This is a genomic window from Citromicrobium bathyomarinum (genome assembly GCF_021021475.1).
In the GTDB taxonomy this organism is placed as follows: Bacteria; Pseudomonadota; Alphaproteobacteria; order Sphingomonadales; family Sphingomonadaceae; genus Alteriqipengyuania; species Alteriqipengyuania bathyomarina.
The window spans coordinates 340,577-363,109 of the sequence record NZ_JAINWL010000003.1 but is presented as its reverse complement, the minus strand read 5'-3'; the positions used below and the strand labels follow the sequence as shown (position 1 = coordinate 363,109).

General features: G+C 65.4%; 25 protein-coding genes and 1 tRNA gene. 16 read left to right on the top strand and 10 right to left on the bottom strand.

Annotated elements, in window-relative coordinates; all coding sequences use genetic code 11:
- Positions 1–12 precede the first annotated feature (12 nt).
- The 12 genes from K7H93_RS13435 (at position 13) to purQ (ending at position 7,676) form a co-directional block, all read left to right on the top strand.
- Positions 13–588 (top strand): Maf family protein, encoded by a 576-nt coding sequence (locus K7H93_RS13435; RefSeq protein ID WP_230784039.1) that lies wholly within the window; start codon positions 13–15, stop codon positions 586–588.
- Positions 581–1,543, top strand: a complete 963-nt coding sequence (locus K7H93_RS13430; RefSeq protein WP_230784038.1) for an Rne/Rng family ribonuclease — start codon at positions 581–583, stop codon at positions 1,541–1,543. Before K7H93_RS13435 ends, K7H93_RS13430 begins: the two co-directional genes overlap by 8 nt.
- A complete protein-coding gene (locus K7H93_RS13425) occupies positions 1,540–1,716 on the top strand; it encodes a DNA gyrase inhibitor YacG (RefSeq protein WP_010238579.1) in 177 nt (58 codons plus the stop codon). The genes K7H93_RS13430 and K7H93_RS13425 overlap by 4 nt, the downstream gene beginning before the upstream one ends.
- Positions 1,717–1,809: 93 nt before the next feature.
- Positions 1,810–1,884: transfer RNA gene (locus tag K7H93_RS13420), tRNA-Phe, on the top strand.
- Positions 1,885–2,100: 216 nt separating this feature from the next.
- Positions 2,101–2,703, top strand: coding sequence for an NAD(P)H:quinone oxidoreductase (gene wrbA, locus K7H93_RS13415; protein ID WP_230784037.1), 603 nt, complete (start codon positions 2,101–2,103; stop codon positions 2,701–2,703).
- Positions 2,704–2,982: 279 nt separating this feature from the next.
- Positions 2,983–3,417 carry a DUF2141 domain-containing protein gene (locus K7H93_RS13410; RefSeq protein WP_010238582.1) on the top strand — a complete coding sequence of 145 codons (435 nt, stop codon included), beginning with the start codon at positions 2,983–2,985 and terminating at the stop codon, positions 3,415–3,417.
- Positions 3,414–4,067, top strand: coding sequence for a hypothetical protein (locus tag K7H93_RS13405; protein WP_230784036.1), 654 nt, complete (start codon positions 3,414–3,416; stop codon positions 4,065–4,067). Before K7H93_RS13410 ends, K7H93_RS13405 begins: the two co-directional genes overlap by 4 nt.
- Positions 4,060–4,374 carry a winged helix-turn-helix domain-containing protein gene (locus K7H93_RS13400; RefSeq protein ID WP_230784035.1) on the top strand — a complete coding sequence of 105 codons (315 nt, stop codon included), beginning with the start codon at positions 4,060–4,062 and terminating at the stop codon, positions 4,372–4,374. The genes K7H93_RS13405 and K7H93_RS13400 overlap by 8 nt, the downstream gene beginning before the upstream one ends.
- A gap of 53 nt (positions 4,375–4,427) precedes the next feature.
- The gene (locus K7H93_RS13395; protein WP_230784034.1) at positions 4,428–5,744 is read left to right on the top strand and encodes a cation:proton antiporter; all 1,317 of its coding nucleotides are present in this window, start codon (positions 4,428–4,430) and stop codon (positions 5,742–5,744) included.
- A 132-nt stretch (positions 5,745–5,876) separates the two neighbouring features.
- Entirely contained in the window at positions 5,877–6,680 is an 804-nt protein-coding gene (gene purC / locus K7H93_RS13390) for a phosphoribosylaminoimidazolesuccinocarboxamide synthase (RefSeq protein WP_010238586.1), read from the top strand.
- An 88-nt stretch (positions 6,681–6,768) separates the two neighbouring features.
- Entirely contained in the window at positions 6,769–7,002 is a 234-nt protein-coding gene (gene purS / locus K7H93_RS13385; RefSeq protein ID WP_197636562.1) for a phosphoribosylformylglycinamidine synthase subunit PurS, read from the top strand.
- Positions 7,002–7,676: a phosphoribosylformylglycinamidine synthase subunit PurQ gene (gene purQ / locus K7H93_RS13380; protein WP_230784033.1), complete on the top strand. Its 675-nt coding sequence runs from the start codon at positions 7,002–7,004 to the stop codon at positions 7,674–7,676. The genes purS and purQ overlap by 1 nt, the downstream gene beginning before the upstream one ends.
- 119 nt (positions 7,677–7,795) lie before the next feature.
- On the opposite strand, the gene K7H93_RS13375 is transcribed toward purQ, so the two are convergent.
- From K7H93_RS13375 to K7H93_RS13365, 3 genes are all read right to left on the bottom strand, one after another.
- Positions 7,796–10,153: a putative bifunctional diguanylate cyclase/phosphodiesterase gene (locus K7H93_RS13375; RefSeq protein WP_230784032.1), complete on the bottom strand. Its 2,358-nt coding sequence runs from the start codon at positions 10,151–10,153 to the stop codon at positions 7,796–7,798.
- 77 nt (positions 10,154–10,230) lie between these two features.
- The gene (glmS, locus tag K7H93_RS13370) at positions 10,231–12,066 is read right to left on the bottom strand and encodes a glutamine--fructose-6-phosphate transaminase (isomerizing) (RefSeq protein ID WP_230784031.1); all 1,836 of its coding nucleotides are present in this window, start codon (positions 12,064–12,066) and stop codon (positions 10,231–10,233) included.
- A 100-nt stretch (positions 12,067–12,166) separates the two neighbouring features.
- The gene (locus tag K7H93_RS13365; RefSeq protein ID WP_230784030.1) at positions 12,167–13,471 is read right to left on the bottom strand and encodes an O-antigen ligase family protein; all 1,305 of its coding nucleotides are present in this window, start codon (positions 13,469–13,471) and stop codon (positions 12,167–12,169) included.
- Positions 13,472–13,713: 242 nt separating this feature from the next.
- Here K7H93_RS13365 and K7H93_RS13360 point away from each other — a divergent pair, with 242 nt between their 5' ends.
- On the top strand, positions 13,714–15,228 hold the full coding sequence (locus K7H93_RS13360; protein ID WP_010238598.1) for a TadA family conjugal transfer-associated ATPase: 1,515 nt from the start codon (positions 13,714–13,716) through the stop codon (positions 15,226–15,228).
- Between the two features lie 201 nt (positions 15,229–15,429).
- On the opposite strand, the gene K7H93_RS13355 is transcribed toward K7H93_RS13360, so the two are convergent.
- Entirely contained in the window at positions 15,430–15,660 is a 231-nt protein-coding gene (locus K7H93_RS13355) for a hypothetical protein (protein ID WP_054524721.1), read from the bottom strand.
- 84 nt (positions 15,661–15,744) lie between these two features.
- Between K7H93_RS13355 and K7H93_RS13350 the strand changes: the two genes are divergently transcribed.
- From K7H93_RS13350 to K7H93_RS13340, 3 genes are all read left to right on the top strand, one after another.
- Positions 15,745–16,689, top strand: a complete 945-nt coding sequence (locus K7H93_RS13350) for a DMT family transporter (RefSeq protein WP_230784029.1) — start codon at positions 15,745–15,747, stop codon at positions 16,687–16,689.
- Between the two features lie 48 nt (positions 16,690–16,737).
- Entirely contained in the window at positions 16,738–16,869 is a 132-nt protein-coding gene (locus tag K7H93_RS13345; protein ID WP_010238604.1) for an entericidin A/B family lipoprotein, read from the top strand.
- Between the two features lie 126 nt (positions 16,870–16,995).
- Positions 16,996–18,207: an energy transducer TonB gene (locus tag K7H93_RS13340; protein WP_226664346.1), complete on the top strand. Its 1,212-nt coding sequence runs from the start codon at positions 16,996–16,998 to the stop codon at positions 18,205–18,207.
- A 34-nt stretch (positions 18,208–18,241) separates the two neighbouring features.
- Here K7H93_RS13340 and K7H93_RS13335 read toward each other — a convergent pair whose 3' ends face one another.
- From K7H93_RS13335 to K7H93_RS13310, 6 genes are read right to left on the bottom strand one after another with little or no spacing between them, the layout of a single operon-like run.
- A complete protein-coding gene (locus K7H93_RS13335; RefSeq protein WP_230784028.1) occupies positions 18,242–18,844 on the bottom strand; it encodes a DUF938 domain-containing protein in 603 nt (200 codons plus the stop codon).
- Positions 18,841–19,311, bottom strand: coding sequence for a methyltransferase family protein (locus tag K7H93_RS13330; protein WP_230784027.1), 471 nt, complete (start codon positions 19,309–19,311; stop codon positions 18,841–18,843). The genes K7H93_RS13335 and K7H93_RS13330 overlap by 4 nt, the downstream gene beginning before the upstream one ends.
- Positions 19,311–19,769, bottom strand: coding sequence for an abscisic acid-deficient protein Aba4 family protein (locus K7H93_RS13325; RefSeq protein ID WP_054524725.1), 459 nt, complete (start codon positions 19,767–19,769; stop codon positions 19,311–19,313). Before K7H93_RS13325 ends, K7H93_RS13330 begins: the two co-directional genes overlap by 1 nt.
- Positions 19,770–19,774: 5 nt before the next feature.
- Positions 19,775–20,509 carry an NAD(P)H-binding protein gene (locus K7H93_RS13320; RefSeq protein ID WP_230784026.1) on the bottom strand — a complete coding sequence of 245 codons (735 nt, stop codon included), beginning with the start codon at positions 20,507–20,509 and terminating at the stop codon, positions 19,775–19,777.
- A gap of 9 nt (positions 20,510–20,518) precedes the next feature.
- Entirely contained in the window at positions 20,519–21,709 is a 1,191-nt protein-coding gene (locus K7H93_RS13315) for a deoxyguanosinetriphosphate triphosphohydrolase (RefSeq protein ID WP_230784025.1), read from the bottom strand.
- Between the two features lie 42 nt (positions 21,710–21,751).
- On the bottom strand, positions 21,752–22,444 hold the full coding sequence (locus K7H93_RS13310) for an aspartate/glutamate racemase family protein (RefSeq protein WP_269060290.1): 693 nt from the start codon (positions 22,442–22,444) through the stop codon (positions 21,752–21,754).
- Positions 22,445–22,533 lie beyond the last annotated feature (89 nt).

Sequence of the window (22,533 nt, the reverse complement as noted above, 5' to 3'; positions counted from 1 at the left end):
CCGGAGCGGATCGTGACGCCGCGCCTGATCCTCGCCAGTTCGAGCCCCCGCCGACGCGATCTGCTGGGGCAGATCGGTGTCTCGCCGGACGACATCCGTTCGCCCGATATCGACGAAAATCCGCGCAAGAATGAACTTCCCCGCCCCTATGCCGAGCGCATGGCGGCGGAGAAGGCGCTTGCCGTGCCCCGGGCCGAGCGCGAGGTTATCCTTGCCGGCGACACCACGGTCGCGGTCGGCCGACGAATCCTGCCGCAGGCCCAATCCGAAGCCGATGTCGCGCGTTTCCTGCAGCTGCTTTCGGGCAGGCGGCACCGGGTCCATTCGGCGATCTGCGTAATCGACGCGCAAGGCACTCAGCGGGTTCGCTGCGCGACTTCGCAGGTCCGGTTCAAGAGCCTCTCCGACGAAGAAATCGCCGCCTACGCCGCCAGTGGCGAAGGAATCGGCAAGGCGGGCGGCTACGCGATCCAGGGCCGCGCGGCTGGCCTGATCGACTTCCTTTCGGGCACCCATTCGGGCGTGGTCGGGCTGCCGCTGTTCGAGACCCGCGCCCTGCTGAAAGCCGCCGGAATCGCCATTGGCTGAGTGGTGGGTCGAGCGCGGGATCGGCGAGACCCGCTGGCTGCTGATCGAAGACGACCGCGTGCTCGCCGCCTGGCTCCACTGGCCCGAAGACATCGCGCTGGGCCCCGCGACCGCCACCCTGATCCGTCGGATCAAGGGCGCCAGCCGCGGGCTGGCGCGCACCGGCGACGGTGTTGAGATCAACGTCTCCGGCCTGCCGAAGGATGCGAGCGAGGGGAGCACGATCCCCGTCCTGCTCACCCGCACACCGATCGCCGAGCGGGGGCGTTTGAAGCGCGCTCAAGGCGTGTACCAGCGCGCACAAACGCAGCAAGGCGACACCAAGGCGCGCTCACCCCAACCCGAAGGCACACAGCGCCGTTTCCCGCCCGGACTGTGGGAAGACGTCTGGGCCGACGCGTGGGAGGGCGAGGTCGCATTCGCGGGCGGATCGCTGATCGTCAGCCCCGCCCCCGCGATGACCGTGATCGACATCGACGGCGACCTGCCCCCGCGCGATCTTGCACTGGCGGCTGTGCCCGCGCTGGCCGAGACGCTGCACCGATTCGATCTGGCCGGGTCGATCGGGATCGATTTCCCCACGCTTTCCGAGAAGGCGCAGCGCCGGGCGGTCGACGAGGCGCTGGAACAGGCCCTGTCCGGCTGGCCGCATGAGCGGACCGCGATGAACGGATTCGGCTTCGTCCAGCTGGTCGCCCGGCTGGAGCGGCCTTCGCTGCTGCATCGGCTGCACCTCAACCGCGCATCCGCCGCCGCGCGAATGCTGCTGCGCCGGGGCGAGCTGACAGATGGCATCGGCCCACGCCTGCTGCTGCGCGCGCATCCGGCGGTGGCGGACCGGCTGTCGCAGGAATGGCTCGCCGAACTGGCCCGCCGCAGCGGCCGCAAGGTCGAGGTCGAGCGTGACCCCGCGCTTGCACTGGAGGCGGGGCACGCCCAAATCCTCGCATCATGAGCGAGACCAAACGACCCTGCCCGATCTGCAAGTCCTCCGTGCAGACGCCCGAATACAAGCCATTCTGCTCCGCGCGCTGCCGCGACAAGGACCTCAACCGCTGGTTCAACGACGGCTATGCGCTGCCCGGAAGGCCGGCAGATCCCGAAGAGATTGCCCGCGAACAGGATTGAACACCAAACAGGGCTTGCCAAGCCTTCGCGCCTTCGCCATAGGCGCGCACTCATTCGCTCGCCGGGCCGTTCTGGTCCGCCGTCGCGGCGATTGCCCGGGTAGCTCAGTGGTAGAGCAGACGACTGAAAATCGTCGTGTCGGTGGTTCGACTCCGCCCCTGGGCACCACGCCCCCTCTCTTTAACAGATCTACCCGGTGCGGACCGCCTCAGGCGCGAGTGCATAACGCGTTGCCTCCGCGTGCGTGATCGACGCTGGGAAAGAGCGCCATCGGCCTAACGGGTCGTGAGCGAGTAGGAAAATCGGGCCGCAAGCTTTGCGAAACACCTGCGCCCCCCGCGCATTGATTGGTCACACACCGGACAGTCCAGCAAAGGGAAGCCCATGACCAAGATCCTCGTCCTCTACTATTCCTCCTACGGCCACACCTCGGCGATGGCCGAAGCGGTTGCCGAAGGCGTGCGCGAAGGCGGCGCCGAAGCGGTCATCCGCCACGTGCCCGAAACCGCGCCCGCAGAGGTCGCGAAGAACGCCGGTTTCACCGGGATGCCGGGCCACGAGGAGATCGAGGGGCCCGACACGCTGGCCGAGTACGACGGCATCGTGGTCGGCTCGCCCACCCGCTATGGCCGGATGACCAGCCAGATGGCGTCCTTCTGGGACCAGACCGGCGGGCTGTGGATGAAGGGCGCACTGATCGGAAAGGTCGGCGCGGCATTCACCTCCACCGCCAGCCAGCATGGCGGGCAGGAGACCACGCTGATGTCGATCCTGACCAACCTGCTGCACATGGGCTGCACGGTCGTGGGGCTCGATTACGGCTTCCAGGGCCAGATGGGCGTCGACGAGGTCAAGGGCGGCGCGCCCTATGGCGCGACCACCATTGCCGATGGCGACGGCAGCCGCCAGCCGAGCAAGACCGAGCTGGACGGCGCCCGCTACCTCGGCAAGCGAGTCGCGACGACCGCCGCCAAACTGCACGGCTGATGCCGCTTTCGGGGATTTGGCGCAGTTCGCATCCGCGCTTCCCGCCGCGCCCCTGACACACCTGACACACAGTCCAGGGCTGGAAACCCGGGCCGCCCCTTCCCCGCAGTTCACGGACTGCTGGAAGAGGTCGGCTCGGGTTTTCACTTTCTCGGCCTAGCGGCCCCTCACCCAAGTAGGAAAGCGGCGAATGGCGCGATGCGGTGCGGGTCTCGAACCACTCTTGTACAAACAAGTACTTTATGATTTAAAGTGCATATAGAAACAAAGGAGCCTGTCATGATTCGCATGTCCGTTCTCGCAGCCACGGCGCTTGCCGGGGCAGCCCTCGCCACCCCCGCCCTCGCAGGCGAGGTCACCGTCACCCTCACCAATGTGCGCGCAGATGCGGGCGATCTCTATGTCAGCCTGCAGAGCGAGGCGCAGTTCATGCAGGCCGCCGCGCTCGCCGGCAAAACGGTCGAGAACCCGAAGGACGGCACGGTCACCGTCACCTTCGACGACGTTCCCGACGGCCAGTACGCCCTGATGGTGTGGCACGACATCGACGGCGACGGCACGTTCAGCATGGGTCCGCAGGGCCCGACGGACGGCTGGTCGATGATCGGCGCGGATGCGCTGCGCGGCATGCCGACCTTCGCGGCGCAAAGCTTCACGCTCGACGGCAGTGCCACGGTTACCGAGCCGGTGCTCTATCCGCGAGACGGCGAATGAGCGCCGCGGCTCCCATCGATCCGGCCCCCAGCGCGCAGGACGACCTGCGCATGATGCGCGAACTGGCGGAGGAGGGGCGCACCCGCCCGCTCCTCTCCGGCCGCCACCTCGTGCTGTTCGGGGCGGCCATCGCGCTCGCCAGCCTGCTGCACGGGCTGGTCATGCTGAGCACACTCGACTGGTCGCCGAACGCCTTGCCGGTCATCTGGCTCGGGCTGATCGTGCCCGCCATGGTCGTCAGCAAGCTGTGGCGTTCGGGCGAGCGCGACTGGCGCCCCTCGCTAGGCCACAAGGTGGAAAAGGAAGTATGGCAGACGGGCGGTGCGTTTCTCGGCATCATCTCGATATCGACGCTGGCGCTCGCATACCTGCAGCTGGACCGGACGGGCGAAACGGTCACCTTCTACCTCATGAGCATGATCGCGCCGATCACCTTCGGCGTCTATGCGACCGCTCTAGCCGCAAGCGCGGCGGCGGGCCGGGTGGCGGCGCTGCGGCCGTTCGCCGCGCTCGCGATGGCATTCGTGGTGGCAACCGCAATGACGGCGGGCACCGCGATGCAGTTCGCGGTGATGGGCGTGGGCGTGCTGCTCGTCTCGGTCGTGCCCGGGGTGATGCTGATCCAGCGCGAGAACGCCGCTCGTGGCTGATCCCCCACTCGACTACCGCGCGATCGACGACACGATCCACGGGCGCGTTCGGCTGGCCACGATGGCCTATCTCTCCAGCGCCGAATGCGCCGATTTCGGAGAGCTGCGCGCCCGCACCGGGGTGAGCGACGGCAACCTTTCGGTCCACCTGCGCAAGCTGGAGGATGCGGGCTACGTCAGCATCGAGAAGCGCTTCGAGGGCAAGAAACCCGTCACCACAGCCTGCATGACCGATGTCGGGCGCGAGGCGTGGATCGCCTATCTCGACCGGATGAAGGCGATGCTGTTCGGGGAGGGCGGCGAATAGGGTTCGACCACGCGCCTCTTCCCGGCAGCACAAGGCGCGGCTAGGCAGGTGCAATGCACGATACCGCCGCAGCCGCGCTTTCGCCGTTCGACATTGCCGCGCTGCTGGTCGTGGCGGCGGCGGTGTTCGGCTATATCAACCATCACTACATCCGCCTGCCGCATGTGATCGGGCTGACGATTATGGGCGCGCTCGCCGCGATCGTGCTCACGGTGCTCAACGCGCTGGTGCCCAGCATCACGCTGGACGACAGCGTTTCCCGGCTGCTCGAACAGCTGAATTTTACCGATACGCTGTTGCAGGGAATGCTCAGCTTCCTGCTGTTCGCAGGCGCGCTCCACGTCGATCTCAAGCGGTTGAGCGCGGACTGGCTGCCGGTCCTGCTGCTGTCCACTGTCGGGGTCGTCACATCGACCGTCCTGGTCGGCGGCGCGACATGGGGGCTCGGATTGCTGCTGGGCGTGGAAATCGCGCCGATCTGGTATTTCGTGTTCGGCGCGCTGATTTCACCGACGGACCCGGTTTCTGTCCTCGGCGTGCTCAAGACCGAAGACGTGCCGCTCTCGCTCCAGAGCGCGGTCGCGGGAGAAAGCCTGTTCAACGACGGCGTCGGCATCGTGGTCTTCACGATCCTGCTCGGCGCGGCGGTCACGGGGGCCGATTTCAGCATCGCCGAAGGCGCTCGCCTGTTCGTGATCGAGGCGGGGGGCGGCCTTGCGGTGGGCGTCGCGATCGGCTGGCTCGGCTTTCGCGGCATGCGGTCGATGGACGAATACACGCTGGAAGTGCTGATCTCGCTGGCGGTGGTCATGGGCGGATATGCGCTGTGCAGTCAGCTCCATCTTTCCGGCCCGATCGCGATGGCCGTGGCGGGGCTGCTGATCGGCAATTTTGGCGCGCACTACGCGATGAGCGACGAGACGCTCGACTACGTGAACAAGTTCTGGGAGCTGGTCGACGAGCTGCTCAATTCGGTGCTGTTCCTGCTGATCGGGCTGGAACTGATCGCGCTGGTGCCGGGTGGGACGGAATTCATCTTTGGCCTCGCTGCTATTCCGATCGTCCTCGCCGCCCGCGGAATCTCGGTGTTCGGCGCGATCAAGGTGATGCCCTCTGCACGTCTGGACACGCCGGGCTCGGGCCGGGTGCTGTGGTGGGGCGGACTGCGCGGCGGCATCTCGGTCGCGCTTGCGCTCTCGCTGCCGGCCGGTGACACCCGCGACATCCTGCTCGCTGCGACATTCGGCGCGGTGCTGTTTTCCGTGCTGATCCAGCGCGCGACGCTGGGCAAGCTGATCGACGGCCTGCAGGCGGACGACTCGCCGTGCATGCAGGAGGAGCCGACGGCACGAACCTCCGGCGCAGATTGAAGCCACGCGGATTGAAGCATCCCGCGTTTGGCTGTACGGCCAGCCAAATCCGCCCCGGCAGGGCTGCACCGCGAATGGTGCGGTTCGCGATGCCGGGGCGCAGTCCTTTTTGAAACGCGCAAGGTAAGCCCCATGTCCCGTCGTCGCCAGATCTACGAAGGCAAGGCCAAAATCCTTTACGAGGGGCCCGAACCGGGCACGCTGATCCAGTATTTCAAGGATGACGCGACCGCCTTCAATGCCGAGAAAAAGGGCACGATCAACGGCAAGGGCGTGATCAACAATCGCATCAGCGAACACGTGTTCACGCGGCTGGCCAATATCGGCATCCCGACTCACTTCATTCGCCGCCTGAACATGCGCGAGCAGCTGATCCGGCAGGTCGAGATCATTCCCTTGGAAGTCGTCGTGCGCAACGTTGCCGCGGGATCGCTGTGCAAGCGGCTGGGGCTGGAAGAAGGCGAGCCCCTGCCCCACTCGCTGATCGAATATTACTACAAGGACGATGCGCTGGGCGATCCGCTGGTCGCCGAAGAACACATCGCCTGCTTCAACTGGGCGAGCCAGGAAGAGATGCAGGACATGTCCGCGATGGCGATCCGCATCAACGATTTCATCGCCGGGATGTTCGCCGCGGTTGACATCCGGCTGGTCGATTTCAAGCTGGAATTCGGGCGGCTGTGGGATGGCGACTATGCGCGCGTGATCCTCGCCGACGAGATCAGCCCCGACGGGTGCCGTCTGTGGGACATGAACTCGGGCGAAAAGCTCGACAAGGATCGCTTCCGCCGCGATCTGGGGGGCGAGGAAGAGGCCTATCAGGAAGTCGCGCGACGCCTCGGCGTGCTGCAGAACGACGGCAACACCCCGGGTGAGGTGTTCGACCTGTCCGCCCATCGCGGTCGCAAGCGCGGCAGCACGCCGAAGAAGAAGTGAGTATCGCCTAAGCGCTGCGTTGCGCGGGCGCGCAAGCGGCGCTAGGCGGCGAGGCCCGTAAGAGATTGTCAGGATCCCAGGCTCCAAGATGAAAAAGCGTGTGTTCGTAACCCTCAAGCCCGGCGTGCTCGACCCGCAGGGGCGTGCCGTGCACCATGCGCTGGACGGGCTCGGCTTCGACGGGGTCGAGGATGTGCGGATCGGCCGGCTGGTCGAGCTGGAGCTGGCCGATGGCGTCTCGGACGAAAAGGTCGCCGAGATGTGCGAGAAGCTGCTCGCCAACACCGTGATCGAGAATTACCGGATCGAGGACGCGGGATAATGAACACCGCCGTCGTCACCTTCCCGGGCTCCAACTGCGACCGCGACATGATGGTCGCGATTGCCGAGGTGTTCGGCAAGCAGCCGGTACAGGTCTGGCATCGCGACACCGCGCTGCCCGATCGCGTCGACTTCATCGCCCTGCCCGGCGGTTTTTCCTACGGCGACTACCTGCGCTCGGGCGCGATGGCGGCGAACAGCCCGATCATGCGCGAAGTGAAGGCTGCCGCCGCGCGCGGCGTGCCTGTGCTGGGCGTGTGCAACGGCTTCCAGGTACTCGCCGAAGCGGGCCTGCTGCCGGGCGCGCTGATGCGCAATGCCGGCCAGCGCTTCGTGTGCCGCGACGCGCAGCTCAAAGTAGAGAACACGCAGACCCGCTTCACCGCAGGCTATGAAGCGGGCGAGACGATCACCATCCCCGTGGCGCACCACGACGGCAACTACTTCGCCGACGATGCGACGCTGGATGCGCTGGAAGGCGATGGCCGCGTGGTGTTCCGCTATGCCCACGCAACCAACGGATCGCGCCGCGACATTGCGGGTATCGTGAACGAAAGCGGCACGGTGCTGGGCATGATGCCGCACCCCGAACGCGCGATCGAAGCCGCCCACGGCGGCACCGACGGTCGGCGACTGTTCGAATCGCTCGCCCGGAGCCTCGCCGAAGCGGCTTAGTTTTCTGGGGGCAGCCGTCCACCCACCTCCCCGCCCGGCCACCTTATCGTGGTTGTACCCTTGGTGGCCGGGCGGGGAGGTGGGTGGACGGTGCGGTTCGCGCTAGCGAACCCTTTTAATCACGCCCGCAGCTGGCTGTAATCATTGCTGAACAGCGCGCGGGCATCGGCGCTGCTCATCGGGCGGCCGAAATAGAAGCCCTGGATCCGGTCGCAGCCCATCCGGCAGACCAGACGGGCTTCATCCTCTGTCTCGACCCCTTCGGCGGTGGTCTTCATCTCCAGGCTCTTCGCCATGGCGACCACGGCGCGCACGATCGCCAGGCTTTCGCTGCTGCCTTGCGCCGCGCCCTGTACGAAGCTGCGATCGACCTTGATGGTCGAGAACTGGAGCTTGCGCAGATAGCCGAGCGAGGAATAGCCGGTCCCGAAATCGTCGAGCGCCACCTGGCAGCCCAGCGCCATCACCTTGGCCAGCGCCTGCCGCGCGATCTCCGCATCGCCAAGGAAGATGCTCTCCGTCACCTCGATTTCGAGCCGCTGCGGGTCGAGCCCGCTGCGCGTCAGGGCATCGACCACAGTATCGGCAAAATCGGGCTCCATCAGCTGTTCGGGCGAGACGTTGACGTTGACTTTGACCCCTCTCGGCCAAGCCATCGCCTCACGGCAGGCCTGTTGCATCACCCAGGTGCCGATCGGCACAATCAGGCGGGTATCTTCCGCCACCGGGATGAACTTGCCCGGGCTGACGAAGCCGTGGTCCTCGCTCTGCCAGCGGACAAGCGCTTCGAAGCTGACGACCCGTTCGCTGTTGGCATCGACCACCGGCTGGAAATTGAGCAGCAGCTCGTCCTTCTCCAGCGCCTTGCGGAGAGAGAATTCGAGCTGCCGGCGCTCTTCCGCATCGGCGTGGAGCGAGGGTTCGTAGGCAAAGTGCACCCCGCGCCCGCCGTCTTTCGCGCGGTACAACGCAAGGTCGGCGTTGCGCATCAGTTCCTCGACCGTCTTGCCGTCGCGCGGTGCCAGCGCGGAGCCGGCACTCGCCCCGACGAACAAAGTGTGCTGGTCGACCTCGTATGGTTGCGACAGGCGTTCGATCACCTTGCGGGCAAGCGCGTCGACCGCGCAGGAATCGGGGGCATCGCGCATCACGATGGCGAACTCGTCCCCGCCCAGCCGACCGCAGATCTCGTTCTCGCCCGTCAGCTCGCTTAACCGGCGGGAGACCTGTTCCAGCAGCCGATCGCCGATCTGGTGGCCCAGCGAGTCATTGACCGCCTTGAACCGGTCCAGATCGAGCATGATGAAGGCGCAGCGGCGCCGCCACTGGCGCGCTTCGTCCATCGCCTCGCCCAGCGACTCGTTCAGCATCAGGCGGTTGGGCAGGCCGGTCAGCGTGTCGTAGCGGGCGAGATAAGCGATCTTTTCGGAAGATTTGCGCTGTTCGGTAACGTCCGATCCCACCCCCCGAAAGCCGACTTCTTGCCCCCGCTCGTCCAGCATCGGGGTGCCAGAAAGCTCCCACCAGCGCCTATGTCCGCCAACCCAGACCTGAACGATCAGGTTGGAAAAGCTCTCGCGGGCCTTGATCCGGTCAGCCAGTACCCGAAGGCTCGGCGCGAAATTGCACACGTCCCAGCTATCGCCGGACAATACCTCGAAGAAGGGTTTGCCCTCGATCTGCTCGGGCCGTGAGCCCAGCGCGAAGGCAAAACGCGGGGAAACCGAGCGGATCAGCCGGGTTCTGTCGATCTGCCACAGCCAGTCGGCCTCGTTCTCCTCGAACTCGCGCAACAGCAAAGACACCGTCTCCGACTTCTGCTGCATCGCGGTTTCGGCGACGCCTGCGCGCAGGAAGCTCTCTGCCCGGCGCGATATCGTGAGCAAATTGGCAAAGAAGTACACGGCCGAAATACAGGTCATGACCACATCGCCGCGCAGTGCGAAGCACACGGTCGACGCAATGCATGCAGGGGCAATGAAGACCATTGCGCGCAGCGGCACGACCGCCAATGCGGTGCCAACCCCGACGACGATCACCGCGACCAGCGCAAAGCCGCGCAGCATCCCCGCCTCGCCTGCGTAGAAGAACAGCATTATCGGCAGCAGCATCCAGGTCAGGCCGAGCCATGCAGAGCCGACGAGGTGCCGATTGGCATCGCTATCGGTCACCTTGCGCAGGTCCGCAGCGACCATCGCGCTTTCCATTCGGGCGAAGTAGAATACCCCGCCTGTCAGCACCGCGATCCACCCGGCGATCAGCGGCAGCGGCACATAGGGCATCAGACAGGCCATGCCGACCAGCGCGCCAACCGCATGGCCGAACACGCGCAGCCGACTGCGCCCCGCGAGATGATCATATTGCAGGCTACGCAAAAACGCCCGGTCGAGCCCCGCAATGTCGCGCAGTCCGAGCAGGACAGGCAGCGGAAGCTGACCCGGCAGTTCCGGCGTGTTCTGAGCGACAAGCTTTTTCACAGCTCGCAGCTTAAACCGAAAAGGTTAGTGGGCTGTAAAACCTAGCCCGCATCACCTCCCGATCCCAATGACGTAAGTTACTCGACCGTCACGGATTTTGCGAGGTTGCGCGGCTGGTCGACATCGGTGCCCTTCACCAGCGCGACGTGATAGGCCAGTAGCTGGACCGGCACGGCATAGATCAGCGGCGCGATCAGCGGGTGGACCTTGGGCATCTCGATCGTCGCGAGGCACCCCTCGCCCGCCTCTTCCAGCCCTTCCGCGTCGGAGATCAGGACGACCTTGCCGCCGCGTGCGCGCACTTCCTGCATATTGGACACGGTCTTTTCGAACAGCGGCCCGCTGGGGGCGATCACCACCACCGGCACTTCTTCGTCGATCAGCGCGATGGGGCCGTGCTTCATCTCTCCGCTGGCATAGCCTTCTGCGTGGATGTAGCTGATTTCCTTCAGCTTCAGCGCGCCTTCCAGCGCCATCGGATAATCCGCGCCGCGCCCCAGATACAGCACGTCGCGCGCCGGGGCGATCAGGTGCGCCATGGCTGCGATATCGTCGTCATGGTCGAGCGCGGCGTTGAGGCCGGCGGGCGCTTCCAGCAGGTGGTGCACCACCTCCTGTTCCTCCGCCCGGTCCATCGTGTCTTTCACCACGGCAAGCTTGGCCGCAAGCGCGGCGAGCACGGCCAGCTGGCAGGTGAACGCCTTGGTCGAGGCGACGCCGATTTCCGGTCCCGCGTGGATCGGCAGCAGCAGGTCCGCCTCGCGCGCCATGGTGCTGGTGGGCACGTTGACGATCGCCGCGATGGTCTGCCCGTGCGCCTTGCAATAGCGCAGCGCGGCGAGCGTGTCGGCGGTTTCCCCGCTCTGCGAGATGAACAGCGCAAGGCCGCCCTTCTCCAGCGGCGGCTCGCGGTAACGGAACTCGCTGGCGACATCGATGTCCACCGGCACCCGCGCGAACTGCTCGATCCAGTATCGCCCGACCATCCCGGCGTAGAACGAGGTGCCGCAGGCGACGATGGTCATGCGTTCGATGCTGGAAAGATCGAAGTCCATCTGCGGCAGCGCCACGGTCTGGTCCGCCTGGCGGACATAGCTGGAGAGCGTCTGGGCGACCACGGTCGGCTGCTCGAAGATCTCCTTCTGCATGAAGTGGCGGTGATTGCCCTTCTCGACCGCCGCCGCGCTTGCACCCGAGGCGACGATCTCGCGGGTGACTTCGTTGCCCTCGCTATCGAAGATCTGCGCGCCTTCGCGGGTGACGACGGTCCAGTCGCCCTCTTCCAGATAGGTGATCCGCTGGGTCAGCGGGGCCAGTGCCAGCGCATCCGAGCCGACGAACATCTCACCCTCGCCATAGCCGAGCACCAGCGGCGAGCCGAGCCGCGCGCCGATGATCCGGTCGGGGTGGTCGGGAAACAGCATGGCCAGCGCAAAGGCACCGCGCAGGCGCGGCAGCACCGTGCGCACCGCGTCTTCGGGCGTGGCGCCGCGCTCCACTTCGCGGCTGACCAGCAGGGCGACGACTTCGCTGTCGGTCTCGCTCTCGACCGAATAGCCATCGGCCTGCAATTCGTCGCGCAGCGTGCGGAAATTCTCGATGATGCCGTTATGGACCAGCGCGGCGGCCTTGCCCGCGTGCGGGTGGGCATTGGCTGCGGTCGGCGCGCCGTGAGTCGCCCAGCGGGTGTGGGCGATGCCGATGGTACCCGGCGCAGGCTCCTGCGCCAGCACCTCGACCAGATTGCCCAGCTTGCCCTGCGCCCGGCGGCGGATCATCCGGGTGCCATCACCGCTATCGTCCAGCGTGCACACGCCGGAGGAATCATAGCCGCGATATTCCATGCGCCGGAGGCCATCGACCAGCCGGTCGACCACCGATTCACCGCTGACGATCCCGATAATGCCGCACATAGATCAGTTGCCCTTCACGCTTCTGCTTGCGGTGCCCTCTAGCGTGTCTGGCGGGCCTTGCAATGCGCGCGGCGGTTGCCGGGTCGCGCGGGGGCGGCAATCAATGTGTCGTGGCGGCGCCGGGCTGGTGCGCGCGCGCGATTACCAGTGCGAGCAGCACGATGATCGCTTCGATGAAACGCGGATAGTGCAGCATCCCTTCCAGCAGCGATTGCAGCAGCAGCGCATAGGCCATGCCGAGAAACGGCAGCATCTCGCGGTGGGCAAGCGCGCTTGTATGTGCAGAGCGGATCGCCCGCCCTAGCAGCCAGAAGGCCGGGATGGCGCCCATGATCCCCCAGGAGATCAGGAACTGGACGATCACGTTGTGCGGCTGCGTGTGGGGAAAGCCGGGATCGACCTCCCACAGGAAAGAACCGGTGCCCCAGCCGAACAGCGGCGAATCGGTCCACCTCTCGATCCCGAGCTTCCACGCCAGGAAACGGCCGGCATCAATGCTCTCGGTGAGCCGCCCCTCGTTCAGGTTCCATAGACGGAAGCTGTCGTCGGGCGGGATGGCGATCCATGCAAGGCACAGCGCAAACCCGGTGAGGATCGCGGCGTGACCAATATTGCGGGCCGGCGGGATGCGGCGCAGCGAGAGCATCGCGATGCCGACCACCACCATGAGTGCGAGCACGCCCGCGCGCGTCCCCGACCAGACCAGCGCGGCGGCCGTCAGGCAGTAGAACAGGTGATCCCACCCGATCCGTCCGTCCCGCTCGGCAAACAGGATGCGCAGCGCAAAGACTGAGGAAAGGCCCGCATACCACGCGCCGAAATGGCGCACGCTGATGAACCCCGGCAGCGCGGCGTGCCACTCGATCTTGCCATAGAGCTGCGTTTCGGGCGGCGGCGCGGTCAGCAGCCACCACGCGGTGTAGAGCACCAGAACGATCGCCCCCACCGCGATCAGCGGCGCGATCCGATCGGGCGCAGGGATGCTGCGCCGCGCCAGCAAGTGATAAACCGCCAGCGCGAAGACAAGGTGGATCAATACGATCAGACTGTGGGTGAGCGAATAGGCGAAATTGTTCGATATCAGGAGTGCAGAGACGCCGATCGCCAGCAGCAGCACGCCCGCCGCGATGCGAATGTCGCGCGGCAGTGCCCGCCATGCGCTCGACAAATCGAAACCCTGTCGCCCCGCCCACAGGACGACCGCGACTTCGCTGACCACGAAAGGCAGCTCTATCAGGCGCGAAAATTCGGCCTGCGGGCTCAGCATGTGATGAATATAGGTGGGATAGACCAGCGCCGATACGATCGGCATCACGATCGCAATCAGCGCGACCAGCACCAGCGCGGGTTCGCGCACAATGCTATGGGCCTGTCCGCCGCTATACGCGCCGCTGCGCAACTGCATGTCCATGCCCTTGCTGGTAAGCCAGCTTGGTTAAGGAGGCTTTAGCACCGGCCCCATTGGCAGCGCCGCCTTCGCGCAGAGGCGCGGTTTATCATTTAGGAAATTGCTAAGCTTTCCATTCTATTCACCAATTTCGAGAACGCGGTGTTGGCCATTCGCGCCGCACCCGCAGCCATTATCCGCCCGGACGGGCATGGGGGAATGAAATGAGCGCTTTCGGACGCAGGAACGGCCCCGGAGGCATGGGTTCCGGCAGCCGTCCGGCTTTCGGAAATGCCAAGCCGATGAGGGGTGGCAATCCGTCGCAGGAAAGCGGCCCCGAAGGCGGCGAGCAGTTTCCGCCGGTTCCCAATGACGGCGATGCATCTTCCCGACAGGATGCGCCCGCAGTTCCCTCTCCCGCCCCGTCTCCTTCCGCCAACCGCCACGCCAGCGCGATGAGCCGCCTGGACGAGCGTTCCAACGCGGTCCACGTGCGCGAAGAGGTCACCGGGTTCGAGGCGAGCGTCCACAAGATCAAGGAACAGGTGCTGCCGCGCCTGCTCGAGAGGATCGACCCCGAAGCCGCCTCCACCCTGACCAAGGACGAACTGGCCGAGGAATTCCGGCCGATCATCATGGAGGTGCTGGCCGAGCTCAAGATCACGCTCAACCGGCGTGAGCAGTTCGCGCTGGAAAAGGTGCTGATCGACGAGCTGCTGGGCTTCGGCCCGCTCGAAGAGCTTCTGACCGACCCCGACGTCAGCGACATCATGGTCAACGGCCCGGACCAGACCTACATCGAAAAGAAGGGCAAGCTGCAGATCGCGCCGATCCAGTTCCGCGACGAACAGCACCTGTTCCAGATCGCGCAACGGATCGTGAACCAGGTCGGCCGCCGGGTCGACCAGACCACCCCGCTGGCCGACGCGCGCCTCAAGGATGGCAGCCGCGTCAACGTTATCGTCCCGCCGCTATCCCTGCGCGGCACGGCGATCTCGATTCGTAAATTCTCCGAAAAGCCGATCACCATCGACATGCTCAAGAACTGGGGCTCGATGGACGACAAGATGGCGACCGCGCTCAAGGTTGCAGGCGCCTGCCGGATGAACGTGGTGATCTCCGGCGGTACGGGCTCGGGTAAGACGACCATGCTCAACGCCCTGTCGAAGATGATCGACCCGGGCGAGCGTGTGCTGACCATCGAAGACGCCGCCGAACTTCGCCTGCAGCAGCCGCACTGGCTGCCGCTCGAAACCCGCCCGCCAAACCTGGAGGGGCAAGGCGCGATCACCATCGGCGACCTGGTCAAGAACGCGCTGCGTATGCGACCCGACCGGATCATCCTGGGCGAAATTCGTGGCGCGGAAGCCTTCGACCTGCTCGCCGCGATGAACACGGGCCACGACGGTTCGATGTGCACGCTGCACGCCAACTCCCCGCGCGAGGCGCTGGGGCGTATGGAAAACATGATCCTGATGGGCGACATCAAGATCCCCAAAGAAGCGATCAGCCGCCAGATCGCGGAGTCCGTCGACCTGATCGTTCAGGTCAAGCGCCTGCGCGACGGCAGCCGCCGCACGACCAACATCACCGAGGTGATCGGGATGGAGGGCGAGGTCATCGTCACCCAGGAACTGTTCAAGTTCGAATATCTGGAAGAAGGCGAAGACGGGAAGATCAAGGGCGAATTCCGCAGTTCGGGCCTGCGCCCCTACACGCTCGAAAAGGCCCGCCAGTTCGGTTTCGATCAGGCGTATTTGGAGGCATGTCTCTGACATGCCTGACGCACACCCATCCGGGTGTGCGATGTCCTCGCAAAAGCTCGGGCGGCCGTGCAGGTGGCCTTCGGCCGTCTGCGCCTTCGGCTCCGACTCCGGCCTTGCCCTCGCCTGCGGCTTGCGATTGCGGGATTTCTCTTAATTCCCCCCTTTCAAGGGAGGGCATCGGGGAGGGCATCGCGGCGTCCGCCGCGTTAGCTACCCTTGAAGAAGAGGCGGTATCGCTGACGCCAGCAAGCCGCCGCCAATCACGGCAGCGGCAAGAAAGATCGTCGTCCACGGCACCCAGCCAACCCGATCGATCCGCGCGCGTCTCGTACGCACCTTCTCCCCCACCAGTGCCACCAGCGCGAGCGCGATGAAGCCCGCGCCAAGCAGAGCGACGCGGCCCGCATCGCTGATGAAAAGAAGATCGTGCCACCACGTCATCGCGCGCAGGTGGGGCCTGACCGCGCCAAGCGCAATGATCCAATCATCGCTTGAACCGGCACCAGCAATCACTACCAGCAACGCATGGATGCATCGGTCGCCCAGTCCCGCCCACTGACCGCGATCGGCCTGCGCCTGCTCGCCGCGTTCTCGCTCACCACGCTGTCGATGCTGGTCAAGCTGGTCGGGGAAGACGGCGTCCACCTGCTCGAAATCATCTTCTGGCGTCAGGCGGTCACGCTGCTGGCGATGATCGCCTTTGCCGCCGCCACGGTCGGCTTCGCGACGCTCAAACCGGTCCGGTTCAAAAGCCACGCGATCCGTAGCGCCTACGGCATCGTCGGCATGGCGCTGGTCTATGGCGCGGTCATCATGCTGCCGCTGGCCGAAGCGACCACGATCAACTTCACTGCGCCGATCTGGGCCGTGATCCTGTCCATGCTGCTGATGAAGGAGCGGATCGGCCGCTATCGCTGGAGCGCGATCGCGATCGGTTTTGCCGGTATCCTGATCGTCGCCCAGCCCGGCGGCAATCCGGTCGACCCGCTGGGGATCGCCGTCGGGCTCGGCGGGGCCTTCATGGTCGCGCTGACATCGATCCAGATTCAGGATCTGAACAAGACCGAAAGCCCGACCAGCATCGTGTTCTGGTTCTGCCTGCTGACCGTGCCTTTGCTGGCGCTTGCCCTGCCCTTCGTCGCCAAGGCGCATTCGAGCGAGACCTGGCTGCTGCTGGGCGGCGTCGGGCTGAGCGGGGCGGCGGCGCAGCTGTTGCTGACCACATCGCTGCGCTTCGGATCGGCGGCGACGGTGATCGTGATGGATTACACCGCGCTGCTGTGGGCCACGCTGTACGGCTGGCAGGTGTTCGATGAGCTGCCGGTGCCCAATACCTGGATCGGTGCGCCGCTGATCATCCTTGCCGGGACCATCATTCTGGTGCGCGAGGGCCATCTTGCACGCAAGGCACGGCGCGCCCGGCTGCACGTTCCTGCGCCCGAGGAACCGCTCGCCCAGCAACAGCGTTGACATCGGCAAAGGCGCATGGAGCGCCTTTTTCTTGAAAGGACTTGACCCATGATCCGCAAGCTCGCCATCGCCGCCGGAATCGCAGCCCTCGGCCTCACCGCGACCGCCTGCAACACCGTGAAGGGTGCCGGCGAAGACATCCAGTCCGTCGGCCAGGCCGGGGAAGACGCCATCGACTGATATCCATTGCGGGGCGCGCGGCACGACTGCGCGCCCCGCTTTCCTCATCGCGCAAAGATATTAGGCGACTGCGGCAAAGCATGATATAAAACAATCTCCCTGGAGCTACAGTGAGGTAAATCTATCATGACCCGCAGTATTCTTCTTCCGCTCAGCGTATCCTTGCTGGCCCTCGGCTCTGGCGCATCTGCACAGCAACAATCGGACGACCAGTCTAACATCGTCGTCACCGCGAGGTCTCTTGAGAATACCTCGCGCGATCTCGCCGCCTGTCTCGAACGCGGGTGCCCTCCGGAAGAAGATATCGCGGCCTCGCTGGCCTACGCGGAAAATCTGTTCGTCGCAGGCGAATATCGCGACGCCAGCTCCATCCTGAGGAAGGCGATCGGTCGCAACAGCCGCTATGACGAGCGACTGCCCGAAGAGGTGTCGGGCCTGTACCGCGCCTATTCACGCGTCTCCGAACATCTGGGCGAAGCGAACAGCTTCAAGCTCGCCACGCTCGACGCGCGCGACGCGCTGGAGGCAGGCTTCGACGACAACGATCCGCGCGTCCTGCTCGCCGATCTCGATGTCGGCGACAGCCGCGCCAAGCTCGGCCATCCGGACGATGCGAGGGTCATCTACGAGCGGGTCGAAAAAGAAGCGCTGGCAGCAGGTCAGCCGCGCGTGGCGACCTATGCCCGGCTGCGGCAGGCATTGCTCGACGACAGCCGTTTCGTAACCACCAGAAACGATGTCTATCGCCGCCGTTTCGTCCAGCAATTGCAGGAAATTCGCCAGAAACCCCTTGAGGGTGCCGAGGATCTCGGCCTGATCGCTGACGTCATGCTGGCGCGAGTCGATCGTAGGGACGGCAAGGATGCTTCGACCGAAGATCTGATCCGCCGCTTTGCCGAACGTGGCGGCGTGAAACGGCCGATGCTGCTCTATTCCGCCCCGCTTTACACGGATGCGGATCTAGACCGCGAATCGGCGCGGCCCAACAGCGGGAACGCGCGTCTGACGTCGCTGTCGCGCAATCATCCGACATGGGCGGACGTCGCCTTCTGGGTCAATGCGGACGGCGTGGTCGAGGATTTCGAAGTCCTGCGCTCGCAAGGCGAAACCGGCTGGCTCGATCAGGTCAAACGGCACGTGAACAGCCGCCGCTACGCCCCCGTGGCCCGCGATGGCGAGATTCCGGGCTTCTACATCATCGAGCGCTACACGATCACCCAGCGCTTCGCCCAGACCACCGGCACCAGATTGCGCGTGCGCGAGCCCGTGCAACGGATCGAACGGCTGGATCTGACGCCGGAGAATTACGAGCAGCCCGCTCTCACGCAGACGTCCTGAGGCTCGGCATCCTGACGGTCGGCAATGCCGACCGTCAGGCCTTGCGGTAAACCACGATAAGATTGTTCGCGGGCATCGCCACGCGCAACGTGCGCGTGAACCCGTGGCGCTTCGCCAGTGCATCGACATCGGCAAGATCACGCAGGCCCCAGCGGGGATCGCGCGCCTTCAGGCTTTCATCGAAGGCGAGATTGGACGGCGCTGTCTCGACCTCACGCTCCAGATAAGGGCCGTAGAGAATCAGCGGGCCATCCATCGGCGGCAGCAGCCGCGCGGCGCCCGCAAACAGCCCCTCGGTCGCCTGCCACGGGCTGATATGGACCATGTTGATGCACACAATCGCGTCGGCCGCATCCAGCGGCCATTCGCTCGCCGCCGCATCGAGAGCGAGCGGTGGTATCACATTCGCGAGCCCAGCCTGCGCGACATGTGCGGCGATCGATGCACGCGCCCCTGCATCGGGATCGCTCGGACACCACTCTAGATGCGCAAAACGCTTCGCAAAATGGACGACATGCTCGCCCGTGCCGCTCGCTATTTCAAGCACGATGCCCCGTTCGGGCAGAACATCGGCCAGCACGTCCGCGATAGGTTCGCGGTTGCGCTGTGCGGCGGGGCTTTCGCGTTTCGCGCTCACAGCCAGCGCCGCACGCGTTTGGAGTAGTTCTCGTAATCCCGCCCGAAGGTCGCCCGCAGATGGGGTTCTTCCCGCGCGATCACGAACCGATCGACCAGCGCAATGGCGAGCGGAACCGAGAGCACGCCGCCAATGCTCTGGCAGAACAGCGCGATGCCCAGCTGGACCATCACCATGCCCAGATACATCGGATTGCGGCTGAAGCGGTAGAGGCCCGAGGTGACCAGCTGCGTATCCTTCTTCCACGGTTCGGGGTCATTGCCCGCCCTGAAGAAGCCGATCAGTCCCGAGCCGAGGATCGCCACGCCCAGCGCGCCGATCACCACGCCCACCGGGCGCAGCACCGCACTATCAAGCGCGGCGAGCCCCAGCACCCGGTCGAGCGCCAGCCCCGTGAGCAGGCATCCCAGCACCACCAGCGGCGGCGGGAAACGGACCTGCGCGCTGTCCTGATCGACCAGTGCCATCAGCGCGCAGCCTTGTCGCCGCCGATGAACTGGCGCGTCACCAGCCAGGCGAACACGCCCGCCGGCCCGGCCATGAAGGTCGCGAGGAGGTAGGGCACCTGCAGCAACCGCCCCGCCCCCAGCCTGTCCGCATCGCGGGCGATCCACAGCCCGGCGAGCAGGTCCAGCGCGAGGTAATGCGTCCAGCCGACCACGATCGCGCCCTGAGAGCGGAACATCGCCATCAGCCCTTCGACCGAATAGTCGAATCCCGGATCCGCCGCGGCTCCGGCGGCCGGCATCGGATCGACCAGATTGCCCACCAGCGCGACCAGCATCACCAGATAGGTCGCGCACAACAAGCCGATCGCGCCGTACAGAATGGTGTAGATCACGCTCTCGCGCCGGGGCAGCAGGATCAGCAGCGCCCAGCCGATCAGCGCGATCGCGTTGGTGATATCGAACAGGGCCTGCCACATTGCGTCTATTCCTGCTGCGCGCGCGGGTGGTCCGCGTCGCCGGTATCCTCACCCGTCGCGTCTGCCCCCGCGCTCGTCGCCTGCCTGCCCGTCGGAGCGCGCGAGAGCATCGCCGCAGCGCGCTCTATCCCGTCCTCCTCGTGGGTGAACTTGCCCGGGGTGCGCCGCAAGCTCAGCGTCATGATCGCTTCCGCCACGGTCTGCACATCGGTCCCGCGACCACGCAGCGCGCCCAGTCGAGTCAGCTTGCCCCCATCGGGCGAGGTCTTTTCGACCAGCGGGCCGGGGCGGATGATGTCGAGCCGCTTGAAGCCGAGCCGCGCCAGCTCGGCCTCCGCCTTGCCCTTGGCGCTCAGATGCCGGTCGCGCGCCCAGCGGTCCGCCCCTTCGGCGCTAATCGCGATCAGCCGCTCGACCCCTGCAAAGCGTGCGGTCTTGGCGATTTCGACCACCGCCTCCTCGTCCTCGATCGCGCGCAGCGGACTGTCGTCGCGCCCGGCGAGATTGAGCGCGGGGCCCAGGCCAACGATGAACACCTTCGGCCGCATCGCCTTCATCACGCGCGACCAGCGGTCCGCATCGGCGATGAACACTTCCATCCGGCTGCCCCAGGGCATCTCGATCTCGCCCAGAGTCAGCGCGACGAGGCGGATCTGCGGCTGATGCAACGCCTGATGGATCAGGCGCAGCCCCACGACCTCGCTCACTCCCCCCATAGCGACGCGAAATCGGCTGCTCATGTGCCCCCTTTACACATTGCTCAGATCGTCCGGCGCGTTTCCGGTGATCTCCCGGATGCGTTCTAGCGCGAATCGATCGGACATGCCCGCGATATAATCCGCGATATGCCTGCTGCGGTGCGGTTCTTGCGCAGGCAAGCCGTCCGCCCACTCCGATCCCATCCTCGCCGGATCTCCGCAATAGGCGTGCCAGAGCTGTTCTATAACGGCATGGGCCTTGTCCGCCGTGGCGGTCTGTTCGGGATGGTAATAGAGCTTGGCGTACATGAACGCCTTGAGCCTTCGTTCCGCCGCGTGGAGCGCGGGCGAGAACCCTGCCAGCTGCCGCCCCGCCTGAGCGATCTGTGTGGAATCGTCCAACCCTTCGGTCGAGGCGCGGGTGTGGGCGAGCACATCGTTGACCATCCACCCGATCTGCCCGCGCACCAGCTCGCGCAATTGCCGGTCGCGCGGGGCATGGGGAAAGCGGCGTTCGACCTCGCGCCACTGATCGGCGATGAAGTCGAGCGTCAGCAGATCGTCGAGTTCGAGGAAGCCTGCGCGCAGCCCGTCGTCGATATCGTGGTTATCGTAGGCAATATCGTCCGCGACCGCAGCGACCTGCGCTTCCAGGCTGGGCCATTGATGCAGGTCGAGCGGAAAGGCCTCGTCCAGCGCGGCGAGCGCCCAGTGCGGGTTCTCGACCGGGCCGTTATGCTTGGCCAGCCCTTCGAGCACTTCCCAGCTCAGGTTCAGCCCTTCGTGCGTACAATAGGGGCTTTCGAGCCGCATCAGCGTACGCAGCGTCTGCGCATTGTGGTCGAACCCGCCCGCATCCGCCAGTGCGGCGTCCAGCGCATCCTCGCCCGCATGGCCGAAGGGCGGATGGCCGATGTCGTGCGCAAGGCACAGCGCCTCGGTCAGATCCTCGTCCAACCCCAACGACCGTGCGATCACGCGGCCGATCTGCGCGACTTCGAGGCTGTGCGTCAGGCGGGTGCGGTAATGATCGCCCTCGGGCGCGACGAAGACCTGCGTCTTGCTGCGCAGCCGGCGGAACGCGATCGAGTGGATGATCCGGTCGCGGTCGCGCTGGAACGCGCTGCGCGGACCCCGGCTCTCGTCTGTCGTCCCGGGAAACTCCCGCCCGCGCGAGCGCGCGGGATCGGCCGCGAGGTGGGAGCGATCCGCTGGCCGCTCGATTACCGCGCTGTTCTCCACCCGACGATCACCTTTACTGAAACTGGAAGCTGTGGGTGCCCCTTACCGCTCCAGTATCCAATCGACCACCGCTTCGCTGTGGATGCGCGCGGAATCGAAGATCGGCAGGACATTGGCATCGACATCGATGACCATGTCGAGCTCGGTACAGGCGAGCACGATCGCCTTCGCCCCGGCCTGTTCCAGATTGGTGATCATGGTGCGGAAGAAACGCTCCGCATTACGGCTCGCCTTGCCGCGCATCAGCTCTTCGTAAATGATCTCGTTGGTGCGATCGACATTGCTCATGTCGGGCGGCAGCAGGTCGATCCCGTGGCTGACCAGCTTGCGGCGATAGAAGCTCTCGGTCATCACGTTGCGGGTGCCGATCAACGCAGCGTTGACCGCGCCCGCCGCCTTCATCTTCTCGCCCACCGCATCGGCAATATGCAGCACCGGAACATCGACCGCTTCGGCGACCTGATCGTAGAGGCGGTGCATGGAATTTGCGGCGATCGCCAGCGCCTCGGCCCCCGCCGCCTCCAGCCGCTTGGCCGAATTGACGAGGATTTCCGCCGCACGATCCCACTCGTCATCCTTGGTCAGACCGTAAAGCTCTGCGAAATCGAGGCTTTCGATCAGCAGCGGGGCGGACACCATCGGCCCGCAGTGCTTGGCGACGCCCTGATTGATCCACTCGTAATACATGCCGGTAGAGACCCAGCTCATACCGCCAATCAGGCCAACCTTGCGCAAAACCACGTCCTCGAATCCAGCTGCGGGGGATTGACAGCCTTACCGAGGAAGCGGGCGCAACGTCCATAGCAGCGCGACAGGTATGCCCG